The sequence below is a fragment of the Bacillus sp. FJAT-49711 genome (assembly GCF_018343715.1).
GTDB lineage: Bacteria > Bacillota > Bacilli > Bacillales > Bacillaceae_C > Lederbergia.
The window spans coordinates 20573-44442 of record NZ_JAGYPL010000008.1 but is presented as its reverse complement, the minus strand read 5'-3'; the positions used below and the strand labels follow the sequence as shown (position 1 = coordinate 44442).

The 23870-nt window shown below is 38.9% G+C and carries 23 protein-coding genes; all 23 read left to right on the top strand.

Annotated elements, in window-relative coordinates; all coding sequences use genetic code 11:
• The first annotated feature begins 211 nt into the window (after nt 1-211).
• Complete coding sequence (yabG, locus tag KHA96_RS22695; RefSeq protein ID WP_213131658.1) at nt 212-1072, top strand: sporulation peptidase YabG; 861 nt, start codon at nt 212-214, stop codon at nt 1070-1072.
• A gap of 215 nt (nt 1073-1287) precedes the next feature.
• The gene (veg, locus tag KHA96_RS22690) at nt 1288-1557 is read left to right on the top strand and encodes a biofilm formation stimulator Veg (RefSeq protein WP_213131619.1); all 270 of its coding nucleotides are present in this window, start codon (nt 1288-1290) and stop codon (nt 1555-1557) included.
• A gap of 110 nt (nt 1558-1667) precedes the next feature.
• The gene (locus KHA96_RS22685) at nt 1668-1844 is read left to right on the top strand and encodes a small, acid-soluble spore protein, alpha/beta type (protein ID WP_213131618.1); all 177 of its coding nucleotides are present in this window, start codon (nt 1668-1670) and stop codon (nt 1842-1844) included.
• Between the two features lie 276 nt (nt 1845-2120).
• Nucleotides 2121-3665, top strand: coding sequence for a spore germination protein (locus tag KHA96_RS22680; protein ID WP_213131617.1), 1545 nt, complete (start codon nt 2121-2123; stop codon nt 3663-3665).
• Nucleotides 3662-4753, top strand: a complete 1092-nt coding sequence (locus tag KHA96_RS22675) for a GerAB/ArcD/ProY family transporter (protein WP_213131616.1) — start codon at nt 3662-3664, stop codon at nt 4751-4753. The genes KHA96_RS22680 and KHA96_RS22675 overlap by 4 nt, the downstream gene beginning before the upstream one ends.
• Nucleotides 4750-5982 carry a Ger(x)C family spore germination protein gene (locus KHA96_RS22670; protein ID WP_213131615.1) on the top strand — a complete coding sequence of 411 codons (1233 nt, stop codon included), beginning with the start codon at nt 4750-4752 and terminating at the stop codon, nt 5980-5982. The genes KHA96_RS22675 and KHA96_RS22670 overlap by 4 nt, the downstream gene beginning before the upstream one ends.
• A gap of 5 nt (nt 5983-5987) precedes the next feature.
• On the top strand, nt 5988-6149 hold the full coding sequence (locus tag KHA96_RS22665) for a hypothetical protein (RefSeq protein WP_213131614.1): 162 nt from the start codon (nt 5988-5990) through the stop codon (nt 6147-6149).
• A 215-nt stretch (nt 6150-6364) separates the two neighbouring features.
• Nucleotides 6365-7219 (top strand): 4-(cytidine 5'-diphospho)-2-C-methyl-D-erythritol kinase, encoded by an 855-nt coding sequence (ispE, locus tag KHA96_RS22660; protein WP_213131613.1) that lies wholly within the window; start codon nt 6365-6367, stop codon nt 7217-7219.
• Between the two features lie 104 nt (nt 7220-7323).
• Nucleotides 7324-8157, top strand: a complete 834-nt coding sequence (gene purR / locus KHA96_RS22655; RefSeq protein WP_213131612.1) for a pur operon repressor — start codon at nt 7324-7326, stop codon at nt 8155-8157.
• Nucleotides 8158-8188: 31 nt separating this feature from the next.
• A complete protein-coding gene (ridA, locus tag KHA96_RS22650; protein ID WP_213131611.1) occupies nt 8189-8563 on the top strand; it encodes a 2-iminobutanoate/2-iminopropanoate deaminase in 375 nt (124 codons plus the stop codon).
• A 186-nt stretch (nt 8564-8749) separates the two neighbouring features.
• Entirely contained in the window at nt 8750-9043 is a 294-nt protein-coding gene (gene spoVG / locus KHA96_RS22645) for a septation regulator SpoVG (RefSeq protein WP_213100123.1), read from the top strand.
• Nucleotides 9044-9975: 932 nt separating this feature from the next.
• Nucleotides 9976-11349, top strand: coding sequence for a bifunctional UDP-N-acetylglucosamine diphosphorylase/glucosamine-1-phosphate N-acetyltransferase GlmU (glmU, locus tag KHA96_RS22640; RefSeq protein WP_213131610.1), 1374 nt, complete (start codon nt 9976-9978; stop codon nt 11347-11349).
• A 14-nt stretch (nt 11350-11363) separates the two neighbouring features.
• Entirely contained in the window at nt 11364-12323 is a 960-nt protein-coding gene (locus tag KHA96_RS22635) for a ribose-phosphate diphosphokinase (protein WP_213131609.1), read from the top strand.
• 721 nt (nt 12324-13044) lie between these two features.
• A complete protein-coding gene (locus KHA96_RS22630) occupies nt 13045-13680 on the top strand; it encodes a 50S ribosomal protein L25/general stress protein Ctc (RefSeq protein WP_213131608.1) in 636 nt (211 codons plus the stop codon).
• A gap of 102 nt (nt 13681-13782) precedes the next feature.
• Nucleotides 13783-14343, top strand: coding sequence for an aminoacyl-tRNA hydrolase (gene pth, locus KHA96_RS22625; RefSeq protein ID WP_213131607.1), 561 nt, complete (start codon nt 13783-13785; stop codon nt 14341-14343).
• 63 nt (nt 14344-14406) lie between these two features.
• Nucleotides 14407-14643 carry an anti-sigma-F factor Fin gene (fin, locus tag KHA96_RS22620; RefSeq protein ID WP_481748264.1) on the top strand — a complete coding sequence of 79 codons (237 nt, stop codon included), beginning with the start codon at nt 14407-14409 and terminating at the stop codon, nt 14641-14643.
• Between the two features lie 136 nt (nt 14644-14779).
• Complete coding sequence (gene mfd, locus KHA96_RS22615) at nt 14780-18292, top strand: transcription-repair coupling factor (protein WP_213131606.1); 3513 nt, start codon at nt 14780-14782, stop codon at nt 18290-18292.
• Between the two features lie 180 nt (nt 18293-18472).
• Nucleotides 18473-19009 (top strand): stage V sporulation protein T, encoded by a 537-nt coding sequence (spoVT, locus tag KHA96_RS22610; protein WP_213131605.1) that lies wholly within the window; start codon nt 18473-18475, stop codon nt 19007-19009.
• A gap of 323 nt (nt 19010-19332) precedes the next feature.
• Nucleotides 19333-20919 carry a putative polysaccharide biosynthesis protein gene (locus KHA96_RS22605; RefSeq protein WP_213131604.1) on the top strand — a complete coding sequence of 529 codons (1587 nt, stop codon included), beginning with the start codon at nt 19333-19335 and terminating at the stop codon, nt 20917-20919.
• 2 nt (nt 20920-20921) lie between these two features.
• Nucleotides 20922-22388: a bifunctional methyltransferase/pyrophosphohydrolase YabN gene (yabN, locus tag KHA96_RS22600; protein ID WP_213131603.1), complete on the top strand. Its 1467-nt coding sequence runs from the start codon at nt 20922-20924 to the stop codon at nt 22386-22388.
• A 22-nt stretch (nt 22389-22410) separates the two neighbouring features.
• Nucleotides 22411-22680, top strand: coding sequence for an RNA-binding S4 domain-containing protein (locus tag KHA96_RS22595; protein WP_213131656.1), 270 nt, complete (start codon nt 22411-22413; stop codon nt 22678-22680).
• A gap of 246 nt (nt 22681-22926) precedes the next feature.
• Nucleotides 22927-23229, top strand: a complete 303-nt coding sequence (gene yabP / locus KHA96_RS22590; RefSeq protein ID WP_213131602.1) for a sporulation protein YabP — start codon at nt 22927-22929, stop codon at nt 23227-23229.
• The gene (yabQ, locus tag KHA96_RS22585) at nt 23226-23861 is read left to right on the top strand and encodes a spore cortex biosynthesis protein YabQ (RefSeq protein ID WP_213131601.1); all 636 of its coding nucleotides are present in this window, start codon (nt 23226-23228) and stop codon (nt 23859-23861) included. Before yabP ends, yabQ begins: the two co-directional genes overlap by 4 nt.
• Nucleotides 23862-23870: the final 9 nt, after the last annotated feature.

Below are 23870 nucleotides of genomic sequence, written 5' to 3'. Positions count from 1 at the left end.
GAGGCTCACCTCAAGCCCCTGTACAACGGAAATCACCGACAGCTAGTACTCAAATTATATTGACATGATTACCTCATTCTATAAGAAACAGGATTTTATTGATGAAAAGCAATCTAATTCACATAGTTCAAGTCGTCTGCATAGCCTAAATCCATGAGGAACATAATTTATTCGTTGTTCATTGGAGTTGACGACCGTGATTGAAATCAATATGATTGTCGGCCGCTTGTCCTATAAATGTGACATTTTATTTAGAGTCATCGATATCATGGAGATTGACGGTCAAAGGACTGCTATTTTATACGGGGAAGATTACCGGCTTGCAGCAGACTCGCCTATTGATGACTTAATCCCTATAAGTGAAGCTGAACGTTTTAAGAGGACGTCGGAAGTCCGTTCACTTGAAGAGCAATCATTTGAATTATTTAGGCAAGATATCGACCTCATTCGGCTAGAACAAGAGTATAAAGTAACTTCAGGCTATAAACGAGATTTTAATTATTTTCAAATGCCAGGGAGAGTCCTCCATCTTGACGGAGACCCTAACTATTTGCAAAAATGCTTAGATTTATATGAAAAACTTGGTGTCGCTGTAATTGGCATCCATTGTGATGAAAAAGAAATGCATCTGCGTGTCGGACAGTTGATTGAACAATATCGTCCGGATATTCTTGTAATCACTGGACATGATGCTTATTCAAAATCAAAAGGAAAAAAAGTTGATCTAAATGCATATCGACATTCCAAGTTTTTTGTAGAAACTGTAAAAGAAGCTCGAAAAAAAATACCAAACCTTGATCAACTCGTCATTTTTGCAGGTGCCTGTCAATCGCATTTCGAATCACTCATTTTCGCAGGTGCCAACTTCGCAAGTTCCCCGCAACGTGTTAATATTCATGCACTTGACCCTGTCTATATCGTTGCAAAAATCAGTTTTACCCCCTTTATGGAAAGGATTAATGTGTGGGATGTCTTGCGGAACACACTTACTGGGGAAAAAGGTCTTGGAGGAGTGGAAACAAAAGGTGTGTTGCGAACTGGCATGCCTTTTAAACCCCCGATTGACGATTAAAGCATTGGAGAACTTATCCAGTGCTTTTTCCATGAGGAAATTTCTCATCTATACATAATAATTATAGATGAGTACATAATAAAAATTGTTGGAAATGAGAAAAAATTGTAGATAAAAAAGTATTGACAATAGGCAGGAATGATTGATAAAATAAATATTTTATTTGACTATAATTGTTCGCCGTGCTATAATTAAAATCAGTGAGGTGGAGCGAAATGCCAAAAACATTAGCAAGCATTAAAAAATCCCTTGATTCAAACTTGGGTAAAAGATTAATGTTAAAAGCCAATGGAGGCCGCAGGAAAACCATTGAACGTTCTGGGGTTTTGGCAGAAACTTATCCATCGGTTTTTGTCATCGAATTAGACCAAGAGGAAAATGCATTTGAGCGTGTTTCCTACAGCTATGCAGATGTACTTACTGAAACGGTTGAACTTACATTTTTTGAAGATACAGCAGGAAGTCTAGCGCTGGGACAGCAGTAAACATAAATTGTTTACTGCTGTTTTTTTTGGAAATTATTAAGGTAAGATTTAACTTTATAAATAATGCCCTTTTGCCCACACTATAAAAGCGGGTATAAGGGGGAATTTTCTTGGGTCGAAGAAGAGGAATCATGTCAGATCAGTTGAAAGTGGAACTAGCAAAAGAGCTAGGATTCTATGATGTTGTCCAGGAAGAGGGATGGGGCGGCATAAAAGCCCGAGACGCAGGAAATATGGTTAAACGTGCCATCGAAATAGCTGAGCAGCAGCTTGCCAATAAACAATGACAATGAGATATTCAACAGCCTATAGATATTCGATTACCCGCAGCCGAAGCATTTGCTTCGGTTTTTTTGTATTTTGAATTTATATTTTAGCTGTCCAGCTTTATCCACCTATCGCCTCGAAAACTTACTCCTAAGAAAGCCAGATTCTCCTTACAGACCCACTATATGTGTTATAACGGATGTTGTGCGCTCTCAACTCACCATTTCTTATTAAAGAGTGTATGAATTTAGTATTAAAGCAAAAAATGACAATAGATGTAGATGGAGGTTGTCATCATGGCTTTTTTCAAAAAAACAACAAGTCCTATTCAGGATAAGCAAAATAAAAAGGAATTTTTCACAAATGATTTGCTTATGAACGTAGACAAGTTAAAAATGGAGTTTTCTTATCCTATCAATCATGCATTGAAGCTGCGGAATCTTCACTTACCTTTTTACAAAAAGGATGCAACGATTCTTTTTGTTGAAGGTACGGTGGATATAAATCTTATCGATACACATATTGTAAAACCGTTGCTGGAGGAAAGAGCCGATGATCCTATACAAGAGGCAGAATTCATCACGGTTATATTAAAAAGCATTTTAACCATTACAAGTGCCAAAATAATTAAATTCAAACAAGATGCTGTAAAAGACTTGGTAGACGGCAATACGGTGATTCTCATTGAAGGATTAGATGCAGTCATATCAGTTGAAACCACGGGCTTTGAAAAACGGTCTATTACAGAGGCAAATGCTGAGACTGTTATAAAGGGACCGAAGCTATCATTCATTGAATCGGCTGCGACAAACCGTTCCCTCATCAGAAACTTGATTAGAGATCCGAAATTAATGACGGAGACCGTTTCAATTGGCGAAAGAGCTCGCCAAGAAGTATCGGTTATGTATTTGCAAGAGCTGGCTGACTCTGAGACCGTGGAGAAAGTAAAAAGCAGGATCCAGGAGATCAAAGTTGATACCGTTTTGACACTTTCCAGGCTTGAGCAGCATATAGAGGAAAGACCGTCCTCCCTTCTTCCATCTACGCTGACGACAGAACGGCCTGATAGGGCCGCATCATTTCTTATGGAGGGCCACATCATTTTAGTAATGGAGAACTCTCCTGATGTTCTAATTGTGCCTGTTACTTTTTGGTCATTGTTTCATACTGTGGAAGACCAATATTTACGCATGCCCTATGGGAACTTTATCCGAATTATTCGGTTAATTTCGTTATTAATTGCTTTGTTTACTCCCGCTTTTTATATTGCTATAACTACTTTTCACGCCGAGATGCTGCCCACGGATTTGATGCTTGCCATCGCAGCGACAAGAGAAAAGATGCCTTTTCCAGTCATGATGGAGATTTTGATTATGGAAATTACTTTTGAAATTTTGCGCGAGGCCGGGGTGCGTGTTCCCAATACACTTGGACCTACTATCGGTATTGTAGGTGCTTTAATTCTTGGACAAGCTGCGGTTGAGGCAAATATTGTCAGCCCATCTCTTGTCATTGTAGTAGCAGTGACTGGACTAGCCTCCTTTACGATTCCGGACGTAAGCTTAAACATTGCTGTGAGGATACTGCGCTTTGTTTTATTAATAACTGCGAACTTTTTAGGATTTTTCGGTATGTCGATCTTTTTAGGGTTTTTTATCGCTTATTTCGTTTCAATTAAATCATTCGGAGTTCCATTTTTTGCACCGCTGTCGCCGCATTTTCCATCATCAAAAGATATGCTTGTAAGACCGCCTGTGTGGAAACAATGGCTGCGTCCATATTCAATGTCACCGAAGGACCGAGCAAGGGCACCTAAACCGGAGGGGAATGCTGAGTCATGATGAAAGCGGCCGATGGAAAAGTAGGCACAAGAGAGTTTTTTTCAATTGTTGTTTTCTCAATTGCAATCAAGGCGACAGATACCGCGCCGAGTATTCTTTTCGATACGGGGGGAAATGCCGCATGGATGATGCCAATTTTCTCCCTTTTTGTAATCGCAGGCCCTTTTTCTCTCTTATTATGGTTAATGAAAAAACATGGAAAAGGATTAATAGAGCTTTTATCCCAGTTATTTGGAAAGTATATTGGAGGATTTTTCTGCTTTCTCTTGTTTTTGATTGCGTTTGGCGGCACGTCTACTAACAGCCGAAGTTATATCGATATTGTTAACGTAATGTTTTATCCAAAGGCGCCTGTTCTTCTACTTTTGTTCCTCTTGCTTGTCATAAGCAGTTATTTAATTGCCAAACGTGGATTGGAGGCAATAGGAAGGGCAGCTTGGTTTATCGTTCCTACCATATACATTATATTAATTTTTCTCATTCTCTCTGTTTTGCAAGAAGTGGAATGGCTTCGGATATTTCCGATAGCAGGGTCAGGCTTTCAGGAAGTGATCAAAGGAAGCATTAGTCAAAGTTCTATTTATGGAAACATGATTCTATTAACCGCTTTATTTCCTTTTGTTCGCTCTTATGAATCATTTCGGCGAGCTTCTTTTTTAGGTCTAGCGACTTGCTGTGTAACACTCGCCGGATTCCTTGCTATTTATGTCATGGTGTTTGATTATCCCGAAATCGTCAATATCGCATACCCTTATCAGCAATTGACTCGAATGGCATCCATAGGAGAAATTATCACGCATATTGAAGCATTATATTTAGGAATGTGGGTCATTTCTGCCAATATTCACTTTGCTCTTTCGTTATATATATCAGCCTACTTTTTTTCTAGGGCCCTACAATTGGAGAAATTTGAACCGCTTTTATTACCTTTTGCCGGACTTGCTCTGTTGCTAGGTATGCAGGAGGATAATATTTTTCACGTTACAAAGTATAGAGAAATATTAATTGTCTACAGTTCATGGTTATTGATTTCACTTCCCATCTGTTTATGGATGGCAGACTGGTGCAGAGGGCGGCTGAAAAAATGAAGGCTTTCAAACTTATGTTATTATGCTTAATTCCATATTTATTTCTTTCCGGATGTTTTGGGAAAGCTGAATTGGAACAGCAGGCTTATGTGGTTGTCCTTGGCCTGGATAAAGCCGATGATCATCTCGTTGAAGTCACTTTTCAAATTGCCAATCCCGAGGTTGGCACAACGACAAACAGCACAACCCCAAACGAACCTGCAAGTGACATTATTTCGTTTACGGCATCAGATATTTTATCAGCTAAAGAGCTGGCAAACAGTGTTGTTCCAAGGAACCTAAACTTTGGACATTTACGAACTATTATCATCGGTGAAGAGTTAGCGAAGACAAATCTATTTCATCATATTATCGCCTCTTCTATTGTGGACCCTGAAATAAGAAGAGAGACAAACTTAATCATTAGCAAAGAAAGGGCGAGTGAATTTATCCACTCTAATAAGCCAAAGTTAGAGACGCGTCCACATAAATTTTATGCATTTATGCAACAGCGTTGGCAGGACACCGGCTTTGCACCTTATTCCAATTTAAATCGTTATTTTCAACGCTTGTCAGGAGAACTTTTTTTATCCATCTACGCAACCGCAGAAAAAAGCGAAGTCATAAGAAAAAATGAATTAGACTATGAGGCAGGACAAGTTCCCCAGAACTCTGGAGACCCCGTTCAGATGATTGGATCTGCTGTTTTTAAAAACGGGAAAATGATTGGTTCCTTAACAGGTTTGGAAACAAGACTCGCCTTGCTTCTTAGAAATAAAGCTTCGGGTCATATATTTATTGAATCCTTTCCTGATCCTGTAGATGATCAGTATCGAATTACATTGCGTATGACAAAACCAAGGAATACGAAAGTGAAAATAAATACAAAAAAATCGCCCGCGGAAGTTAAAGTGATCGTCCCGATAAGACTTCAAGTTTTTTCAAACCCTAGTTTGACAAATTACGCAACGAACTTAACAAATCAAGAGAAGCTTAACAAATCAATAAAAGAAAGTTTAGAAAAAGAAACGACGGACTTTATTAAAAGAACACAAAGTGAGTTTAAAGGTGAACCTTTTTTATGGTATCTGGAGGCGCGGCGAACATTTTGGACCATGAAGGATTATCAAAATTACAATTGGGAAAAAAAGTATCAAACTGCCGATGTAGAAGTAAATTATGATGTGATTATTGAGAGCTTCGGTGAACAATTAAAGCCTGCTGACATTATTAAGTCAAAGAAGGAGTGAGTGGGTTGGGGTTTCTTTTAATCGGATTTTCACTTTACTTATCTTTCCATACGATTAAGTATGCCCGATTAGTATGGAAAGATGAGAATAATAAATTTGCAGGTGCTGTCATTGTATTGATGGCGATGTGTTTCCCTGTCTTGTCTATTATGTTTTATTTAAAGTGATCAATTTGGGAGAGTAGTTCCAGAGATTTGAAATAAAGAAGGCCACAATATGGGAAAGTATCTTCAATCATCGATCTGCGAATTTCCTTTTCATCTATGTCTTTCCCTGGCTTCAGCACCTATCTACTGGGAAACTTCAGCTTTTCTTATGTGTTTATTCCATTTCATGTTAAAATGAAAAAAGTGAAAAAACGGAGAGACAAGCAGGTGATGACATGAGACTGTTAATGAAAGCCCCAGCCAAAATTAATTTAACACTGGATGTACTTGGCAAAAGAACGGATGGCTATCATGAAGTGGAAATGGTCATGACGACTATCGATTTAGCTGACAGAATCGAACTTGAAAATAGGGATGATAGTCAAATCGTTATTATATCGCATAGCCGTTTTGTACCCGATGATCAGCGAAACCTCGCTTTTCAAGCGGCGAGGCTTTTGAAAGAAAAATTTAATATCCACCAAGGGGTTACGATTTCTATCGATAAAATTATCCCAGTTGCGGCAGGGCTTGCTGGTGGAAGCAGTGATGCAGCTGCCACTTTACGGGGACTAAATATTTTGTGGAAGCTAAACTTATCTATGGCTGAATTGGCTGAAATTGGATCGGAAATTGGCTCTGATGTTGCCTTTTGTGTCTATGGGGGGACAGCTTTGGCTCGTGGAAGAGGAGAAAAAATTACGAAACTGCCGGCACCTCCGAATTCTTGGGTCATTTTAGCAAAACCAACTATAGGTGTTTCGACAGCAGATGTATATCGAAATGTTAAATTAGATAATATTGATCATCCAAATACAGAAGCAATGGTGAGTGCTATAAAAAACGGCCAATATGAAGAAGTATGCCGCCATTTAGGAAATGCCCTAGAAGACGTTACATTGCAGATGTATCCTGAGGTGCTTCATATTAAGGAACAGATGGAGAAGTTTGGTGCAGATGCTGTATTAATGAGTGGCAGCGGGCCGACAGTATTTGGGCTCGTCCAACATGATTCTCGTTTGCAAAGAATTTATAATGGGCTCCGAGGATTTTGCGATCAAGTATTTGCTGTAAGAATGTTGGGCGATTAAGGGGTTTTTCATCTGGAAATCCTCCTGAACCTTGCTAATATACGTACAATCATGTATATTTACAATAATAATATTCGCATTTAGGTTATTTAGGAGGTAAAAAGATGAAATTTCGCCGTAGCGAGCGTCTCGTAGATATGACTCATTATTTAATGAATCATCCGCGGGAGCTTGTTTCGTTGACTTATTTTTCACAATGCTATCATTCAGCCAAATCGTCAATTAGTGAGGATTTAGTCATCATAAAAGATACATTTGAAAGTCAAGGGATTGGCACTTTGCAAACCCTTCCAGGGGCTGCCGGAGGAGTAAAATATATTCCAAAGGTAAAAAAAGATCATGCAGAAGAATTTATTAATCGTTTATGCCAATTAATTGCAGACCCAGATCGTTTACTTCCGGGTGGTTACCTATTCATGACGGATTTGTTGGGAGACTCGCAAATATTAAATGAAGTAGGCAAGCATCTAGCTTCTGCCGTTTCTGATCGGGATATTGATGTGATTATGACTGTAGCAACGAAAGGAATTCCCATTGCGCAAACAGTTGCCCATCATTTGAATGTTCCTTTTATCGTCGTTAGGCGTGATAGTATCGTAACAGAAGGATCAACGGTAAGCATTAATTATGTGTCTGGTTCATCCAAACGCCTACAAATGATGTCTCTTTCTAAACGAAGTCTAAAAGAAGGAGCGAAAGTGTTGATTGTGGACGATTTTATGAAAGCAGGAGGCACAATCAATGGAATGGTAAACCTTCTAGCAGAATTTAATGCGATTGTTGCTGGGACTGCGGTATTAGTGGAATCGGAGTTTGAGGAAGAACGATTAGTGGACGACTATATTTCTCTTATTAAACTGACGGATGTAAATGTGAAAGAAAGACAGATCAACGTTTCACCCGGAAATTATTTTACTGTTCAGGCAGATTTTTTGTAAGAAATCAAAATTGAAAAAAGGAGAGATTGATATGCATTATGTATCGACAGACAAAGCACCAGCTGCAATTGGTCCATACTCACAAGGAATCATTGTTAACAATATGTTTTATAGTTCTGGACAAATTCCTTTAACGCCAGAAGGAACCATTGTTTCAGGAGGCGTTGTCGAACAAACTCATCAAGTTTTTCAAAACCTTCAAGCAGTGTTGGAAGAAGCAGAGGCTTCCTTTGAGACTGTTGTAAAAGCAACGGTTTTTATAAAAAATATGGATGACTTTGCCACAATTAATGAAGTGTATGGTGAATATTTTTCCGTTCACAAACCTGCACGTTCATGCGTGGAAGTTGCACGATTGCCAAAAGATGTATTACTTGAAATTGAAGTCATTGCACTTGTAAAGTAACTTAATTTAAGTTTTGGCCAATAATGGCCAAAAACGCGTAGAAACTAAAACGCTTACAAATATTATGAATATTGAAACTGCATATTATAAATATTTAAAAAAATTTTACAATTAAAGAAGGAAAATTCCAATCTGTGTTGAATACATAATTATGGTTCTATCTAGCAGGAGAAGGTGGTGAGCACAATGGAAGTAACAGATGTGAGACTACGCCGCGTCAACACAGAGGGTAGAATGAGAGCGATTGCTTCAATTACCCTAGATAATGAATTTGTCGTCCACGATATTCGTGTTATAGACGGTAACAACGGTCTATTCGTGGCGATGCCAAGCAAACGCACTCCGGACGGAGAATTTCGCGATATTGCTCATCCAATAAACTCCAACACAAGGAGCAAAATCCAGGATGTCGTATTGGCAGAATACCATCGTTTGGGAGAAGTCGAAGAACCGGAATTAGAAGAAGCCGGTGCTTCATGAAATAGAAATACAACGAGAGCCTGCTGCATAAGTAAGGCTCTTTTTATTTGCCTTTTTCCTCAAATATTATTTCCACTTTTGGAAAAAATCACTTTCCCTAGCAAGTTTCTTATTCTTAGTCTAGATCTATTAGTCCTATCCAATTCACAGTGTTCTTTATATAGAAATTCGGGTCTTGGACTTTTTAATTTAATAAACAGGCGCTTGCGCTTTTCTAATGTCTAGCTGCAGCGCCTATCGCCTAGCGAACTACATAATTTCTCCCTACGATAAGTCAACATCGATTCGCCTATCGGCTCATCGTGTTTCCTTTATCTTGTTCGAAGTTATTGTAGTTCGTACGTCGATAAACAGGCGCTTGCGCTTTTCTAATGTCTAGCTCCAGCGCCTATCGCCTAGCGAACTACATAATTTCTCCTTACGATAAGTCAACATCGATTCGCCTATCGGCTTATCGTGTTTCCTTTATCTTGTTCGAAGTTATTGTAGTTCGTACGTCGATAAACAGGCGCTTGCGCTTTTCTAATGTCTAGCTGCAGCGCCTATCGACTAGCGAACTACATAATTTCTCCTTACGATAAGTCAACATCGATTCGCCTATCGGCTTATCGTGTTTCTTTTATCTTGTTCGAAGTTATTGTAGTTCGTACGTCGATAAACAGACGCTTCCGCTTTTCTAATGTCTAGCTGCAGCGCCTATCGACTAGCGAACTACATAATTTCTCCTTACGATAAGTCAACATCGATTCGCCTATCGGCTTATCGTGTTTCCTTTATCTTGTTCGAAGTTATTGTAGTTCGTACGTCGATAAACAGGCGCTTGCGCTTTTCTATTTTATGAACACTTTTTATACATTCCTATCGTTTTCTTGAAAAAAAACAGTAATTAAGATATATTCATTATGGAAAAAAAGGTTATTGGGGGCCCGTTTATGACAAACCGATTCGCTGTAATATTGGCTGCTGGCCAAGGAACACGAATGAAGTCAAAACTTTATAAAGTACTTCATCCTATCTGTGGGAAGCCAATGGTAGAGTATGTTGTCGACAATATTTCTAAGGTAAACGTTGATAAAATCGTTACTGTTGTTGGACATGGAGCGGAGCTTGTGCAGACTAAATTGGAAGGGAAAAGTGATTTTGTTCTTCAGGAGGAACAGCTTGGAACTGCCCATGCGGTCATGCAGGCAAAAGAAGTGCTGAGTAATAAGGATGGTACAACTCTCGTCATATGCGGTGATACACCTCTTATTAAAGCTGAAACGATGGAAGCATTGATTAAGCAACACGAAATGCAGAAAGCGAAAGCAACGATTTTAACAGCTTTAACAGAAAGACCAGACGGCTATGGCAGGGTCATTCGCAATGCTAATGGAACTGTAGAAAGAATAGTTGAACATAAAGATGCAAATGAACAAGAACGTAAAGTGAACGAAATTAATACAGGAACGTATTGCTTTAACAATCAGGCTTTGTTTGAAGCCCTAGAAGAGGTTTCAAATGATAATGCCCAAGGTGAGTACTACCTTCCAGATGTAATTGAAATATTAAAGGCCAAAAACATGAACGTATCTGCTTTTCAAACGGCTGACTTTGATGAAACAATGGGTATTAACGATCGAGTTGCCTTAGCCGAAGCAGAAAGACTTATGAGAAAAAGAATTAATATCACCCATATGCAGAGTGGTGTTACGATTATTGATCCTGAAAATACGTATATTGATGCGGATGTAAATATCGGCATGGACACGATCATTTATCCTGGGACAATCCTTAAAGGACAAACAGTGATTGGGGAAGATTGTCAAATTGGTCCAAACAGCGAATTGGTAAATGCTCAAATAGGATCTGATACAGTGATTAGACAATCTGTCATACACGATAGCTCGGTTGGATCAAATGTTCAAATTGGTCCATTTGCACATATTCGTCCAGAATCAACCATTCATGATGAGGTTAAAGTTGGAAACTTCGTTGAGATAAAAAAAGCTGAAATCGGAAAAGGAAGTAAAGCTTCCCATTTAAGCTATATTGGTGATGCTGAAGTTGGTTCGAATGTGAATCTCGGCTGTGGTTCTATCACGGTTAATTATAATGGCAAGAGCAAATTTTTAACGAAAATAGAAGATAATGTGTTTGTTGGCTGTAACTCTAACCTTGTTGCGCCTGTAACGATTAAGGAAGGTGCATATATCGCTGCGGGTTCCACCATTACTAAAGATGTGCCGGAGGAAGCTCTGTCCATCGCGCGCGCCAGGCAGGTTAATAAAGAAAATTACGTCAAGAAACTAAATTTGAAAAACTAAAACGGAGGTTCAGCATGTCAAATCAATATCTTGACCCTAGCTTGAAAATATTCTCATTAAGTTCTAATCGTGCTTTGGCGCAAGAAATTGCTAAATTTATCGGTCTTGAACTTGGTAAATGTTCAGTCAATCGATTTAGCGATGGAGAAATTCAAATTAATATTGAGGAAAGTATCCGTGGCTGCGATGTATATGTAGTTCAGTCAACAAGCGATCCTGTCAATGATCATTTGATGGAACTTCTCATCATGATTGATGCGTTAAAGCGTGCTTCAGCAAAAACGATTAATTTAGTTGTGCCTTATTATGGATACGCTCGTCAAGATCGCAAAGCGAGAGCGCGTGAGCCAATCACTGCGAAACTCGTTGCCAATCTTATTGAAACAGCTGGGGCTACACGGATGATCAATCTTGACCTCCACGCACCACAGATCCAAGGTTTTTTTGATATCCCTAACGACCATTTAATGGGTGTTCCTATTTTAGGTGAATATTTTAAATCAAAAAATTTATATAAAGACGATATCGTCATTGTTTCTCCTGATCACGGTGGTGTTACACGTGCTAGAAGGCTGGCGGATCGTTTAAAAGCACCAATTGCAATTATTGATAAACGCCGTCCTCGTCCGAACGTAGCAGAAGTAATGAATATCGTAGGTAATGTTGAAGGAAAAATTGCGATCCTGATTGATGATATTATCGATACAGCTGGAACGATTACACTCGCAGCTAATGCCATTACTGAAAGTGGTGCGAAGGAAGTGTATGCATGTTGTACACATCCAGTTTTATCTGGGCCTGCTATTGAAAGGATCCACAATTCCAATATAAAAGAGTTAGTTGTAACAAATTCAATTGTACTGCCAGAAGAAAAGAAAATTCCTAAAATTAAGGAACTATCCGTAGCACCATTGCTGGGAGAAGCGATCATTCGCGTACATGAGAACCAATCCGTAAGTACATTGTTTGATTGAAATAATAGAAATTAAACACTAAAAAAGAGCGATCATTCGCTTCTCAAATTGCCGAGAAAAGGGTATTTTCTCGGCAATTTTTATTGAAAATCTATTTCTACAAACGTTCGTTGATTTCCGCTTCAGGCGGACGCTTTTCGGGGGGCGTGAGGTGAGCTAATCCCCCGACGGACAGGACGTCCTAGTGTCGGCGTTGGCCATAGGGCGTGTATGTATTTAGCCGACTAGGAGTCGCCGCCGTCCGCTCCAATCAACTTTGTGGAAAATCAAGAATGATTTTAATCAAAGACTTTCTAAAACTTTATTCCTTTGTATCATTTCTTACCATTTAAGACTATGACAACATTTGATGTTGTTCTTAAATTCCATTTTTGAAAGATGTTATAAACATATATCCCTTCTTCGCTAAGAGATGTAAAACTATATTCCAATGTTTTTAATGTGTTAAAAGTCGTTGCTGATTTTTTTACTGTTGATTGGAGCGGGAGGGTGCGAGACTCTTGCGGGAGTACAGAACAGGGGGAGACCCACGGGCGCAAAGAGCCGAGGAGGGCTGCCCCGTACCGCCCGCGGAAAGCGAGTGCCTGGAGCGCAAATCAACTGCCACGTTTAAAATTGAGTCCTTATCTTTGTTTTTTCATATAATTAGAAGTTTATTTTTGTTTATGTTAGGGTATTAATAGAGATGCATTACATAATAGGGAGAGGGAGTGTCATACTTATGAGTACAGTACTAGTGGCAAAAAGTCGTACGAATGGGAAACGTTCACAATTAACGGATATTCGTACGCAAGGTAATTTTCCGGCAGTAGTTTACGGGTACCGGGTAGAAAATACGCCAATTTCCGTTAATAGTGCAGATTTTTTAAAAACAATGCGAGAAGTTGGACGAAATGGTGTAATTTCTTTAGATTTGGAAGGGAAAAAAGTAAGTGTAATCCTTCACGAATATCAAGAAGATCCATTGAAGAAAGACATTGTTCATGCCGATTTCTTAGCTGTTGACCTAACTCAAGAAATTGAAGCGAATGTTAGGGTTGAAGTATCGGAAGACGCGGAAGGGGTCAAAAGTGGAGGAGTTCTTCAGATTTTGCTGCATGAGCTTTCCGTCACGGCCGTTCCGGATAAAATTCCAGAAGTACTCCAAATTGATATTTCAAACTTAAACATTGGAGAGTCTGTAACAGTTGGAGATATCCGAGGTAATTTCGCATGTACCATCAATCATGAAGATGATGATCCAATCGCGAATATCCAGCCTCCACGTACAGAGGAAGAAGATCCAGATGGAGGAGTTCGAGAAGAAGATCCACCTGAAAATAGCAACGACGATAAAGCAGAAGGCGAAGATGTATAATCTTTAAAGTGAAGCGCAGCCAGCAAAGGTTGCGCTTTTGTTTCCGTTTATGTACTTTATAGCGTATAATAAATGAAATAGGTGTAAGTTGGGGTGTTTAGGATGAAGTTAATTGTTGGGTTAGGGAACCCGGGTCTTTCCTATAAAAAAACAAGACATAATATTGGATTTGTCATTGTGGACGAATTAGCAAAAAGATTCGGAACAACTTTGTCCGAGAAAAAATTCAACGGAATCTATTCTGTTATTCATAAAAATGGAGAAAAGATTATTTTACTTAAACCGTTAACATATATGAATTTATCGGGTGAAAGTATCCGGCCGTTAATGGATTACTATGATATACAGGTGGAAGATTTACTCGTGGTTTATGATGATCTAGATTTGCCAGTTGGAAAAATCCGGCTTAGACAAAAGGGAAGCGCTGGTGGGCATAATGGCATAAAGTCTACGATAGCAAGTCTTGGTACACAAGAATTCAAAAGGATACGAGTAGGCATTGATCGTCCTCCAGTTGGAATGACTGTACCGGATTATGTATTAAGTAAGTTTCGCAAAGACGAAAAAGACGAAATACAATCTGTCGTTGAAAGATGTGTAGATGCATGCGAAGAGTGGTTGAATAAGCCTTTTCTTGAAGTCATGAACCAATATAATGGTTAAATGCGAATAACTCCCCGCAAAAATGTTCATACTATGTGAACGGATTGTTTTTTGTGAGGAGGGATTACAATACCAATTCATTATTATTGCCGGCATTGTTCTTCAAAAATGGCCACCATTGAAGATGCAGCTTTTCAAGAAGAACAACTTGGCATTCATACATTAACCGATAGCGAAAGACAGGAAATGGTTACGTACGGATCGAATGGAGATATTCATATTCAAGCAATATGCGATGATTGCCATGAAGCATTCAAAAAAAATCCCGATTTGCATCAGTATGATTATCTTATTCATTAAAAGCTTTGGAGGGAAATCCAAAGCATTTTTCCGTTGCGTATATTCATAACGTTTTTAAATTTGGAAAATAAGAAAATAAATAGATTCAAGCTAGCCTCTTAAATTCCTGCCATCTTTCTATGAAGAGGAGATAAACATGCAAGGCATTAAAAACTTAATTATTCAGCAAAATGAAATACAAACGATTCTTTCTGGAATTGAGGGAAATCTGCGTGAGCAATTAATAGCCGGACTTTCGGGATCGGCGAGGTCAGCATTCATTGCGTCGGCGGCTGAGAAATCTGGAAAATCAGTTATGGTCATCACCCATAACCTTTTGCAAGCGCAAAAGATTTATGAGGATCTCGCTCAATTTATGGACGAAGATGAGCTTTTTCTTTATCCTGCCAATGAATTAATAGCAGCCGAACTTAGTGTTGCAAGCCCAGAACTGCGCGCCCAGCGAATTGAAACGCTAAATTATATGGCATCGGGCCGTCGCGGTGTATTTGTCGTTCCAATTGCTAGTATACGAAAAATATTGCCGCCCCCTTCTGTTTGGCAAAAATATCAACTCGTAATTGAAGTGGGACAAGATTTAGACCTTGAGAATGATTTGTTGAAGTTTGTTCAAATGGGATACAGCCGCACGGACATGGTTAGTGCACCGGGTGAATTTAGTGTACGTGGAGGAATATTAGATATATATCCTTTGACAGAAACAGATCCGATACGAATAGAGCTGTTTGATACAGAAGTGGATTCGATTCGATCTTTTTCTCTTGATGATCAACGGTCTAAAGAAAAAAGGGAAAGCGTATTAATTGGTCCTGCTTCGGAAACGCCAGTGAACCATGATCAATTGGCAATAACTGTAGATCAACTTGAAGCGGGCCTTTCGCGTTCTTTGAAGAAATTCAGAAATGAAAAAGCGAAAGAACTTTTATCAGAAAACATTGGATATGATTTAGAGCAGCTCCGAAACGGTCAAAAACCAGAGCAATTTTATAAATATATATCATACGCCTATGAGCCTGCTGCAAGTTTGCTAGATTACCTATCTACGAACGGGTTATTAATCTTTGATGAATTAAGCCGTATTCAGGAAATGAATGAAAGACTCGAAAAGGAAGAAGCAGAGTGGCATACATCCCTACTGGAACAAGGTGAAATCATTCATGATCTCGCCGTGTCAAATCAGTTTTCTCAATTAATATCTAAACATCCACTACCTAAAGTCTATTTGTCTTTATTTATGAGGCATGTTCCTAACACGAGCCCACAAAACATATCTAATATCCCTTGTAAACTCATGCAAAACTTCCATGGTCAGATGCATGTTCTGAAAGGTGAAGTAGATCGCTGGCAAAAAAATCGTTATTCCGTTATTTTTCTTGCTCCAAATGCTGAAAGGGCAAAGAAAATACAATCTGTTTTATATGACTATGAAATTGAGGCATCTATCGTAAAAAGTCCAGATCATGCAGTATCTGGAATTCAAATTATTGAAGGTGCTTTGAATACAGGCTTTGAGCTGCCAGCAGCCAAAATAGCTGTGATTACAGAAGAAGAAATCTTTAATAAAAAAACTCGCAAATCAAAACGAAGACAAAAGCTTTCAAATGCTGAACGTATAAAAAGTTATTCAGAATTGAAAGTTGGAGATTATGTTGTCCATGTCAATCATGGGATAGGAAGATACTTAGGGATTGAAACCCTTCTAATCAACGGAGTTCATAAGGATTATTTGCATCTTAAATATCAAGCTAGTGATAAGCTCTATGTACCAGTTGAACAAATTGATCTCGTTCAAAAATATGTAGGCTCTGAAGGAAAGGAGCCAAAAGTATATAAATTAGGTGGCAGCGACTGGAAGCGTGTAAAGAAAAAAGTAGAGTCTTCAGTCAAAGACATTGCGGATGACTTAATCAAATTATACGCTGAGAGGGAAGCCGCCAAAGGATATGCATTTTCTCCAGATAGCGATTTACAACGGGAGCTTGAAGCTTCTTTCCCATATCAAGAAACAGAAGACCAACTGCGTTCAATCATAGAAATTAAACGAGATATGGAAAAAGAAAGACCGATGGATCGCCTATTATGTGGTGATGTTGGTTACGGGAAAACAGAAGTGGCTATCCGCGCTGCGTTTAAAGCAATTATGGATGGGAAGCAGGTCGCTATTTTAGTGCCGACTACGATCCTTGCCCAGCAGCATTTTGAAACTATTAAGGAGAGATTTCAAGAATACCCAATTAATATTGGCTTGCTAAGCAGATTCCGTTCTAAAAAACAGCAAACTGAAACGGCAAAAGGATTAAAAAATGGTACAGTTGATATCGTCGTCGGCACCCATCGTCTTTTATCAAAAGATATTCATTATGCTGATCTCGGACTTTTAATCGTGGATGAAGAGCAGCGTTTTGGAGTGACACATAAAGAAAAAATCAAGCAGTTAAAATCAAATATTGATGTGTTGACATTGACTGCGACTCCTATCCCTAGGACGCTTCACATGTCAATGTTAGGTGTACGAGATTTATCTGTTATTGAAACACCCCCAGAAAATCGATTCCCAGTGCAGACGTATGTGATGGAATATAACGGTGCGCTTGTCAAAGAGTCAATTGAGCGAGAGTTGGCGAGGGGTGGTCAAGTTTATTTCTTATATAACCGTGTTGAAGATATTGAAAGAAAAACAGAGGAAATTTCCATGCTTGTTCCAGATGCACGGGTGGCATATGCGCATGGGCAAATGACTGAAACGGAACTTGAATCTGTCATTCTCAGTTTTCTTGACGGGGAATTTGATGTCCTTGTTACGACGACGATTATTGAAACGGGTGTGGATATCCCAAATGTAAATACATTGATCGTACATGACGCTGATCGAATGGGACTTTCCCAGCTCTATCAATTAAGAGGCCGGGTTGGCCGCTCCAACCGTATTGCGTATGCGTATTTTACGTATAGACGTAATAAAGTTTTAACGGAAGTAGCCGAAAAAAGATTGCAAGCTATTAAAGAATTTACGGAATTAGGGTCAGGCTTTAAAATTGCGATGCGCGATTTATCTATTAGGGGCGCTGGTAATTTACTAGGTGCCCAGCAGCATGGGTTTATCGATTCTGTTGGATTTGATTTGTATTCTCAAATGCTTAAGGATGCTATTGATGAACGAAAAGGAATGATTGATCAGCAGAACGTACCTTCGTTTGAAGTAGAGCTTGAGCTGGATGCTTATATTCCGGACTCTTACATTAACGATGGTTATCAAAAAATAGAAATGTACAAACGTTTTAGAAATATTGACTCTTTTGAAGAAATGGAAGAATTGCAAGAAGAGATGATCGATCGTTTTGGCGACTATCCGGAACAAGTCGGTTATTTATTTACAGTAGCTGAAATGAAAGTGTACGCCCGTCAAGCGAAGCTGGAACTCATTAAGCAATCTAAAACGGAAATATCCATTTTTATGTCAGAAGAAGGAACGAAAGAAATAGATGGCACAAAGGTCTTTGCTATTTGCAACCAACATGGAAGAATAGTTGGCCTTGGAATGGATGGGTCCCGTTTGAAAATTACAATTCAAACAAATCGACTACAAACAGATGAATGGTTAAAGATTTCAACAGATATTATGAAGGAACTGAATAAGGCTAAAAAGTAAAAGTTGCTTTCATCTACCAAAAAAATGAATAAAAATGTATAGAACTCTCTAACTGAAAGATACTAAATTCAACAACCGATGGTAATGAATTGTAAAAACGGAAGCTTTTCTTTAAATCAAAGAGCTTCATTATTCGGAAAGCTTTTGTAAAATCATCTGATGAAAGAGAGGCAACTTAGGATGAAGGCAACTGGTATTGTTCGTCGAATTGATGATTTAGGCAGGGTCGTAATCCCGAAAGAAATTCGGAGGACTCTTAGAATTCGTGAAGGCGACCCATTGGAGATTTTTGTTGATCGTGAGGGTGAAGTAATATTAAAAAAATATTCTCCAATCAATGAATTAGGGGATTTTGCAAAAGAATATGGAGAAGCCTTATATGAAAGCTTAGGCAGTTCAATTTTAATTTGTGATAGAGACGCTGTTATCGCAGTCAGCGGCAGCTCAAAGAAAGAATATCTGAATAAAAGCAATGGTGAAGTTATAGAAAAAGCAATGTCTGAGCGCTCCTCCCATCTTGAAAAAAACCCTAGCAAAATTGCGCTTATAGAAGGACATGAGGAAGAACTGTCCTCGTATACGATATCCCCAATCATCGCAAGCGGGGATCCTATCGGTGCCGTTGTTATATTCTCAAAAGATCAAACCATCGGTGAAATAGAAAAAAAATCTGCGGAAACCGCGGCAAGTTTTTTAGCAAGGCAAATGGAATCATAATAGTAATACGGAAAACCTGGAGAATCATATCGCTCCGGGTTTTTGTATTTTTAAGGAAGTTAAAAAGTGCAGTTTCATGGAACAATTTCTCTAGGAAAAAGTTTTCTTCTAGTGTGCAGGCAGCAAACTTACTGTCCTTCTCTTTTACGCCTCCATCTTGCCTTGCTGCAATCGCCAGCCTCTGGAGGCGGGACATGAATGCTTTACAACCTCGAACATTCATACCCCATAGCTTGTACGTCTGTGAATACGCGCCTTGTGCTTTTGTGTTTATGTTATAATAATTTTCATGAAGATTTTACCACGGAAAGGCGAGAGCGGGTTTGCCTAAAGAACAATCGAATCAGTTTATGCATGGAGCACTCATTTTAACGATGGCCGCTTTGATAGTAAAAATATTGAGTGCGGTATATCGGGTGCCCTTTCAAAATATCGTAGGGGACGTTGGCTTTTACATATATCAACAGGTTTATCCAATTTATGGAATAGCGGCTGTTTTGGCTAGTTCCGGTTTTCCAGTTATTATTTCGAAATTGGCGGCGGAAAGTGACCTAGGGAAACGAAATCATCTTGCACATGGCTTGCAGGCTGCTTTCCTTACTCTTCTGATTGTGGGAGCTTTATTGTTCTCTATCTTTTTTTTCGGAGCACCCTTTATATCGGTTTGGATGGGAGATGCCGCGTTAGCCCCTTTAGTAAAAATCTCCGCGTATATGTTTATATTTTTACCGTTCCTATCCATATGGAGGGGTTATTTTCAAAGCGTCGGAAAAATGACGCCGACGGCTATTAGCCAAGTGACTGAACAGTTAGCAAGGGTTACCGCTATCCTTCTCATCGCTTTCCTGTTTGTTTCAAAAGGTTGTTCCTTATATGAGGTTGGGAGCGGTGCTGTAACAGGCTCTATACTTGGTACGGCGTTTGGTCTTTTAATTCTTACTTTTTTTGTTTGGAAATATAATGCACTCCGACTTCTTTTTATAAAAGGGTTGTCTTTTCGTAAATTTTATAAAACAGCTCAAATCGTGCTTGTTCATGGTACAGCTATTTGTTTAAGCGGAATGCTCCTTATTCTTTTTCAAATGATTGATTCATTCAGTCTATATTCTTTGCTTGTTCAATCAGGTGTCAGTGTGGATGATGCAAAAGTATTGAAAGGGGTATTTGATCGCGGCCAGCCTTTACTGCAGCTCGGGACAGTTGCGGCTTCATCATTTTCTTTAGCGTTAGTTCCACTTATAGCATCGGCTTGGTTAAGAGATGAAGAAGACTTTATACAGCAGAAAGCGATCAGCGCTATTAAAATTACGACTGTTATTGGTTTTGGTGCCGCTATAGGACTTGCAAATATTATGAAGCCGACTAATACGATGCTGTTCGCTAATGGGGAAGGATCCTTCGTTCTTTCCGTTTTAGCTATTTCCATATTTTTCAGCTCTATCATTTTGATATGCTCTGGAATTTTACAAGGCTTGGGTCATGTCTTTGCTCCTGGCAAGTATATAATCGTGGGTCTAATAACGAAAGTTGTTTTAAACATTATATTCATACCGCTATTAAGTACGATGGGTTCTGCTATTGCTACGGTCATAGGGCTAGCGGTCGTATCAATCCTGATGATCAAAAAGTTAAATAAAAAAGTGGCTGTTCTAGCAATTTTGAAAAAAATGGCGAACAGGCTTGTTGTTGCTGGCCTTGCCATGACAGTCGCTTTGCAATTATGGCTGTATGCAACGTCTTTAATCGGTGATGGCCGCTTGATTTATACTTTTATAGCATTAAGTAGTGTGATGATAGGAGCGGCTGTATTTTTGATTATGATAGTGAAAAGTCATATATTAACATCTGAGGAAATGACGCTAATTCCTTTTGGAGAGCGGCTCGTTAGTAGAGAGCGGGAAAGGAAGTAATTATGAAAAAAGAAATCATCATAATCGGACTTGGATCAGGAGATTTAGATCAGCTGCCACTAGGGGTATATAAATTAATGAAGCATGGTGATCGCCTAATTTTAAGAACGAAAGAGCACCCTGTAGTGGATGAATTGATTCGCGAGGACATTGATTTTAAGTCGTTCGATGAAGTGTATGAAAAACATGATCAGTTCGATGCGGTTTATGAGGAAATTACCGAAACTCTTTTAAAAACGGCAGAAACTGAGAAGGTTATATATGCTGTTCCCGGACACCCAATGGTAGCGGAGAGGACGGTTCAATTGCTCTTAGAACAAGGTCCTCTGCGTGGAATCAATATAAAAGTAGCCGGTGGCCAAAGTTTTTTAGATAGTTTATTTACTGCTGTGAACGTGGATCCAGTGGAAGGCTTTCAATTGCTTGACGGGACAATGCTGCACAAAGAACAAATCCGGATTGACCAACATGTCATTATTGCTCAAGTTTACGATGCCTTTGTTGCATCAGATGTAAAATTGACGCTAATGGAAAAATATCCAGATGATTATGAGGTGGTGATGGTCACTGCCGCGGGCAGTACGTTGGAGCGAATCACTAGAATTCCATTGTATGAATTAGATCGGCAAATGAAGCTTGATAATTTAACGAGTCTTTACGTGCCGCCCATTTCTTCACGGGAACTTGCGTATAAGGAATTTTCGACATTGAGGAAAATTATCGCAGATTTAAGAGGGCCTAATGGTTGTCCGTGGGATAAAGAACAGACACACGAATCATTAAAAAAGTATTTAATAGAAGAGGCCTACGAACTACTCGATGCGATTGATCGCGACGATATAGATAATATGATTGAAGAACTTGGCGATGTTTTGTTGCAAATCATGCTTCATGCGCAAATTGGTGAGGATGAAGGGATGTTTTCGATTGAAGATGTCGTCTTAGGGCTTAATGAAAAAATGGTTCGTCGCCATCCACATGTGTTTAGTGATGTTCAAGCGGAAGATTCCGAGCAAGTTGTAGAGAATTGGGAGAAAATTAAAGCTGAAGAAAAAAGTAATACAGGCATTAGAAAATCACTGCTAGAGGGAACGAGTAAGGGATTGCCAGCCTTGCTTCTGTCGTATGAGTACCAAAAAAAAGCTGGGAAAGTCGGTTTCGATTGGGGAGCTCCTGAAGAGGCTTGGGAAAAAGTTAAAGAGGAAATGCAGGAATTTGAGGATGAATTGACGAATGGGAAGAAGCATGATCAGCTTTTAGAATTCGGTGATTTACTATTTGCATTAGTGAATGTAGCAAGGCTCCTCAAAATTCATCCGGAAGAGGCTTTGCAAACCTCGAATGAAAAGTTTTTACGCCGATTTTCTTTCATAGAATTAAAAGTTCATGAGAGTGGGAGAACATTTGAGGAATTTAGTCTGGAAGAGCTAGATCAATTTTGGAATGATGCTAAAAAAGCAGGTTTATAGAGGGGTGAACTAAATGGCAACAATGCGTTTGGATAAATTTTTAAAAGTTTCACGATTAATTAAAAGGCGTACTCTCGCAAAAGAAGTAGCGGATAAAGGTAGAATTGCTATCAATGGACAAATGGCGAAGGCTAGCTCCAACGTAAAAGTTGGGGATGAGCTTGAGATTCGGTTCGGGCAAAAAACCGTAACCGTCAAAATTGACATGCTTCAGGAATCTTCCCGAAAAGAAGAAGCTGCTAGTATGTATACCGTATTAAAAGAAGAAAAGGCTGCAAGGGAAGAACTTTAGTATGGTCTAGCTGAAGCGTCTAGCGAACTTCTTGCCCTTTTCCCTACGATAAGTCAATATCAGGTGAAATTTGAAGTGCCAATTTCACTAACTCGTTCCTCGTCGTGTTTCCTTTATCGCAAATCTTGGGCCCTGAAGTTCGTACGCCACTGGACAAGGCGCTTTCGCTTTTCTTATAGCTTGTTCTATATTTTCATTCTCTCTCATATGTATTAAACAAAATTAGTACGAAAATGAGGGATGAAAATGAACCAATATTACGAAACTATGCCTTCAAAAGGGACAATGCCTGAACACGATGTTGTGATGAGAGGAAGAAAAATCCTTGATATAACAGGTGTAAAGCAAGTAGAAAGCTTTGATAATGAAGAATTTTTATTGGAAACTTCAATGGGCTTTTTGGCAATCCGCGGTCAAAATTTACAAATGAAAAATCTAGATGTTGATAAAGGGATCGTCTCGATAAAAGGGAAAATCTTTGACCTTGTTTACCTGGATGATCACCATGCGGAAAAAGCAAAAGGATTCTTCGGGAAGTTGTTTCGATGAGTTTATCTACTCAGTTTTATACAATGCTTTCCATGATCGCGATGGGAAGCTTTTTTGGCGCATCCCTCGATACGTATCAGCGGTTTTTAAATCGTAATAGTCGAAAAAGGCTACTTGTTTTTATAAATGATATTTTGTTTTGGATCATCCATGGGCTGATTGCTTTCTATATATTGTATCTCGTCAATTATGGTGAGCTTCGCTTTTACCTTATTTTAGCGCTTCTTTGCGGTTTTTCAGCGTATCAAGCATTATTAAAAAAATTTTATTTAAAAGTCCTCGAATTAGTCATTCAATTCACGAAAAGAGCCATTCTTTTTATACGCAAGTTATTGATTACACTTGTCTATATTCCGATCAAATGGCTCGTTTTACTTTTAGTAGGGGTTCTGCTGTTTATGGGGAGAATCCTTTTGACACTTGTAAAATTTGTGGGAAAAGTGTTAGTATGGGTTTTAAAGGTAGTCCTATACCCGTTTAAATTAATAGGAAAAGGACTTCTTCGCTTTGTTCCAAAACAAGTGAAAGAGACCTCTCAAAAATCTTATATCGTTTTGGCAGGATATTTTAAATTCATCAAGAATGTATTTATTAAAGCGTTTCAGTTTGTGAAAAACTTATTTCGAACATAATAGAAAAGC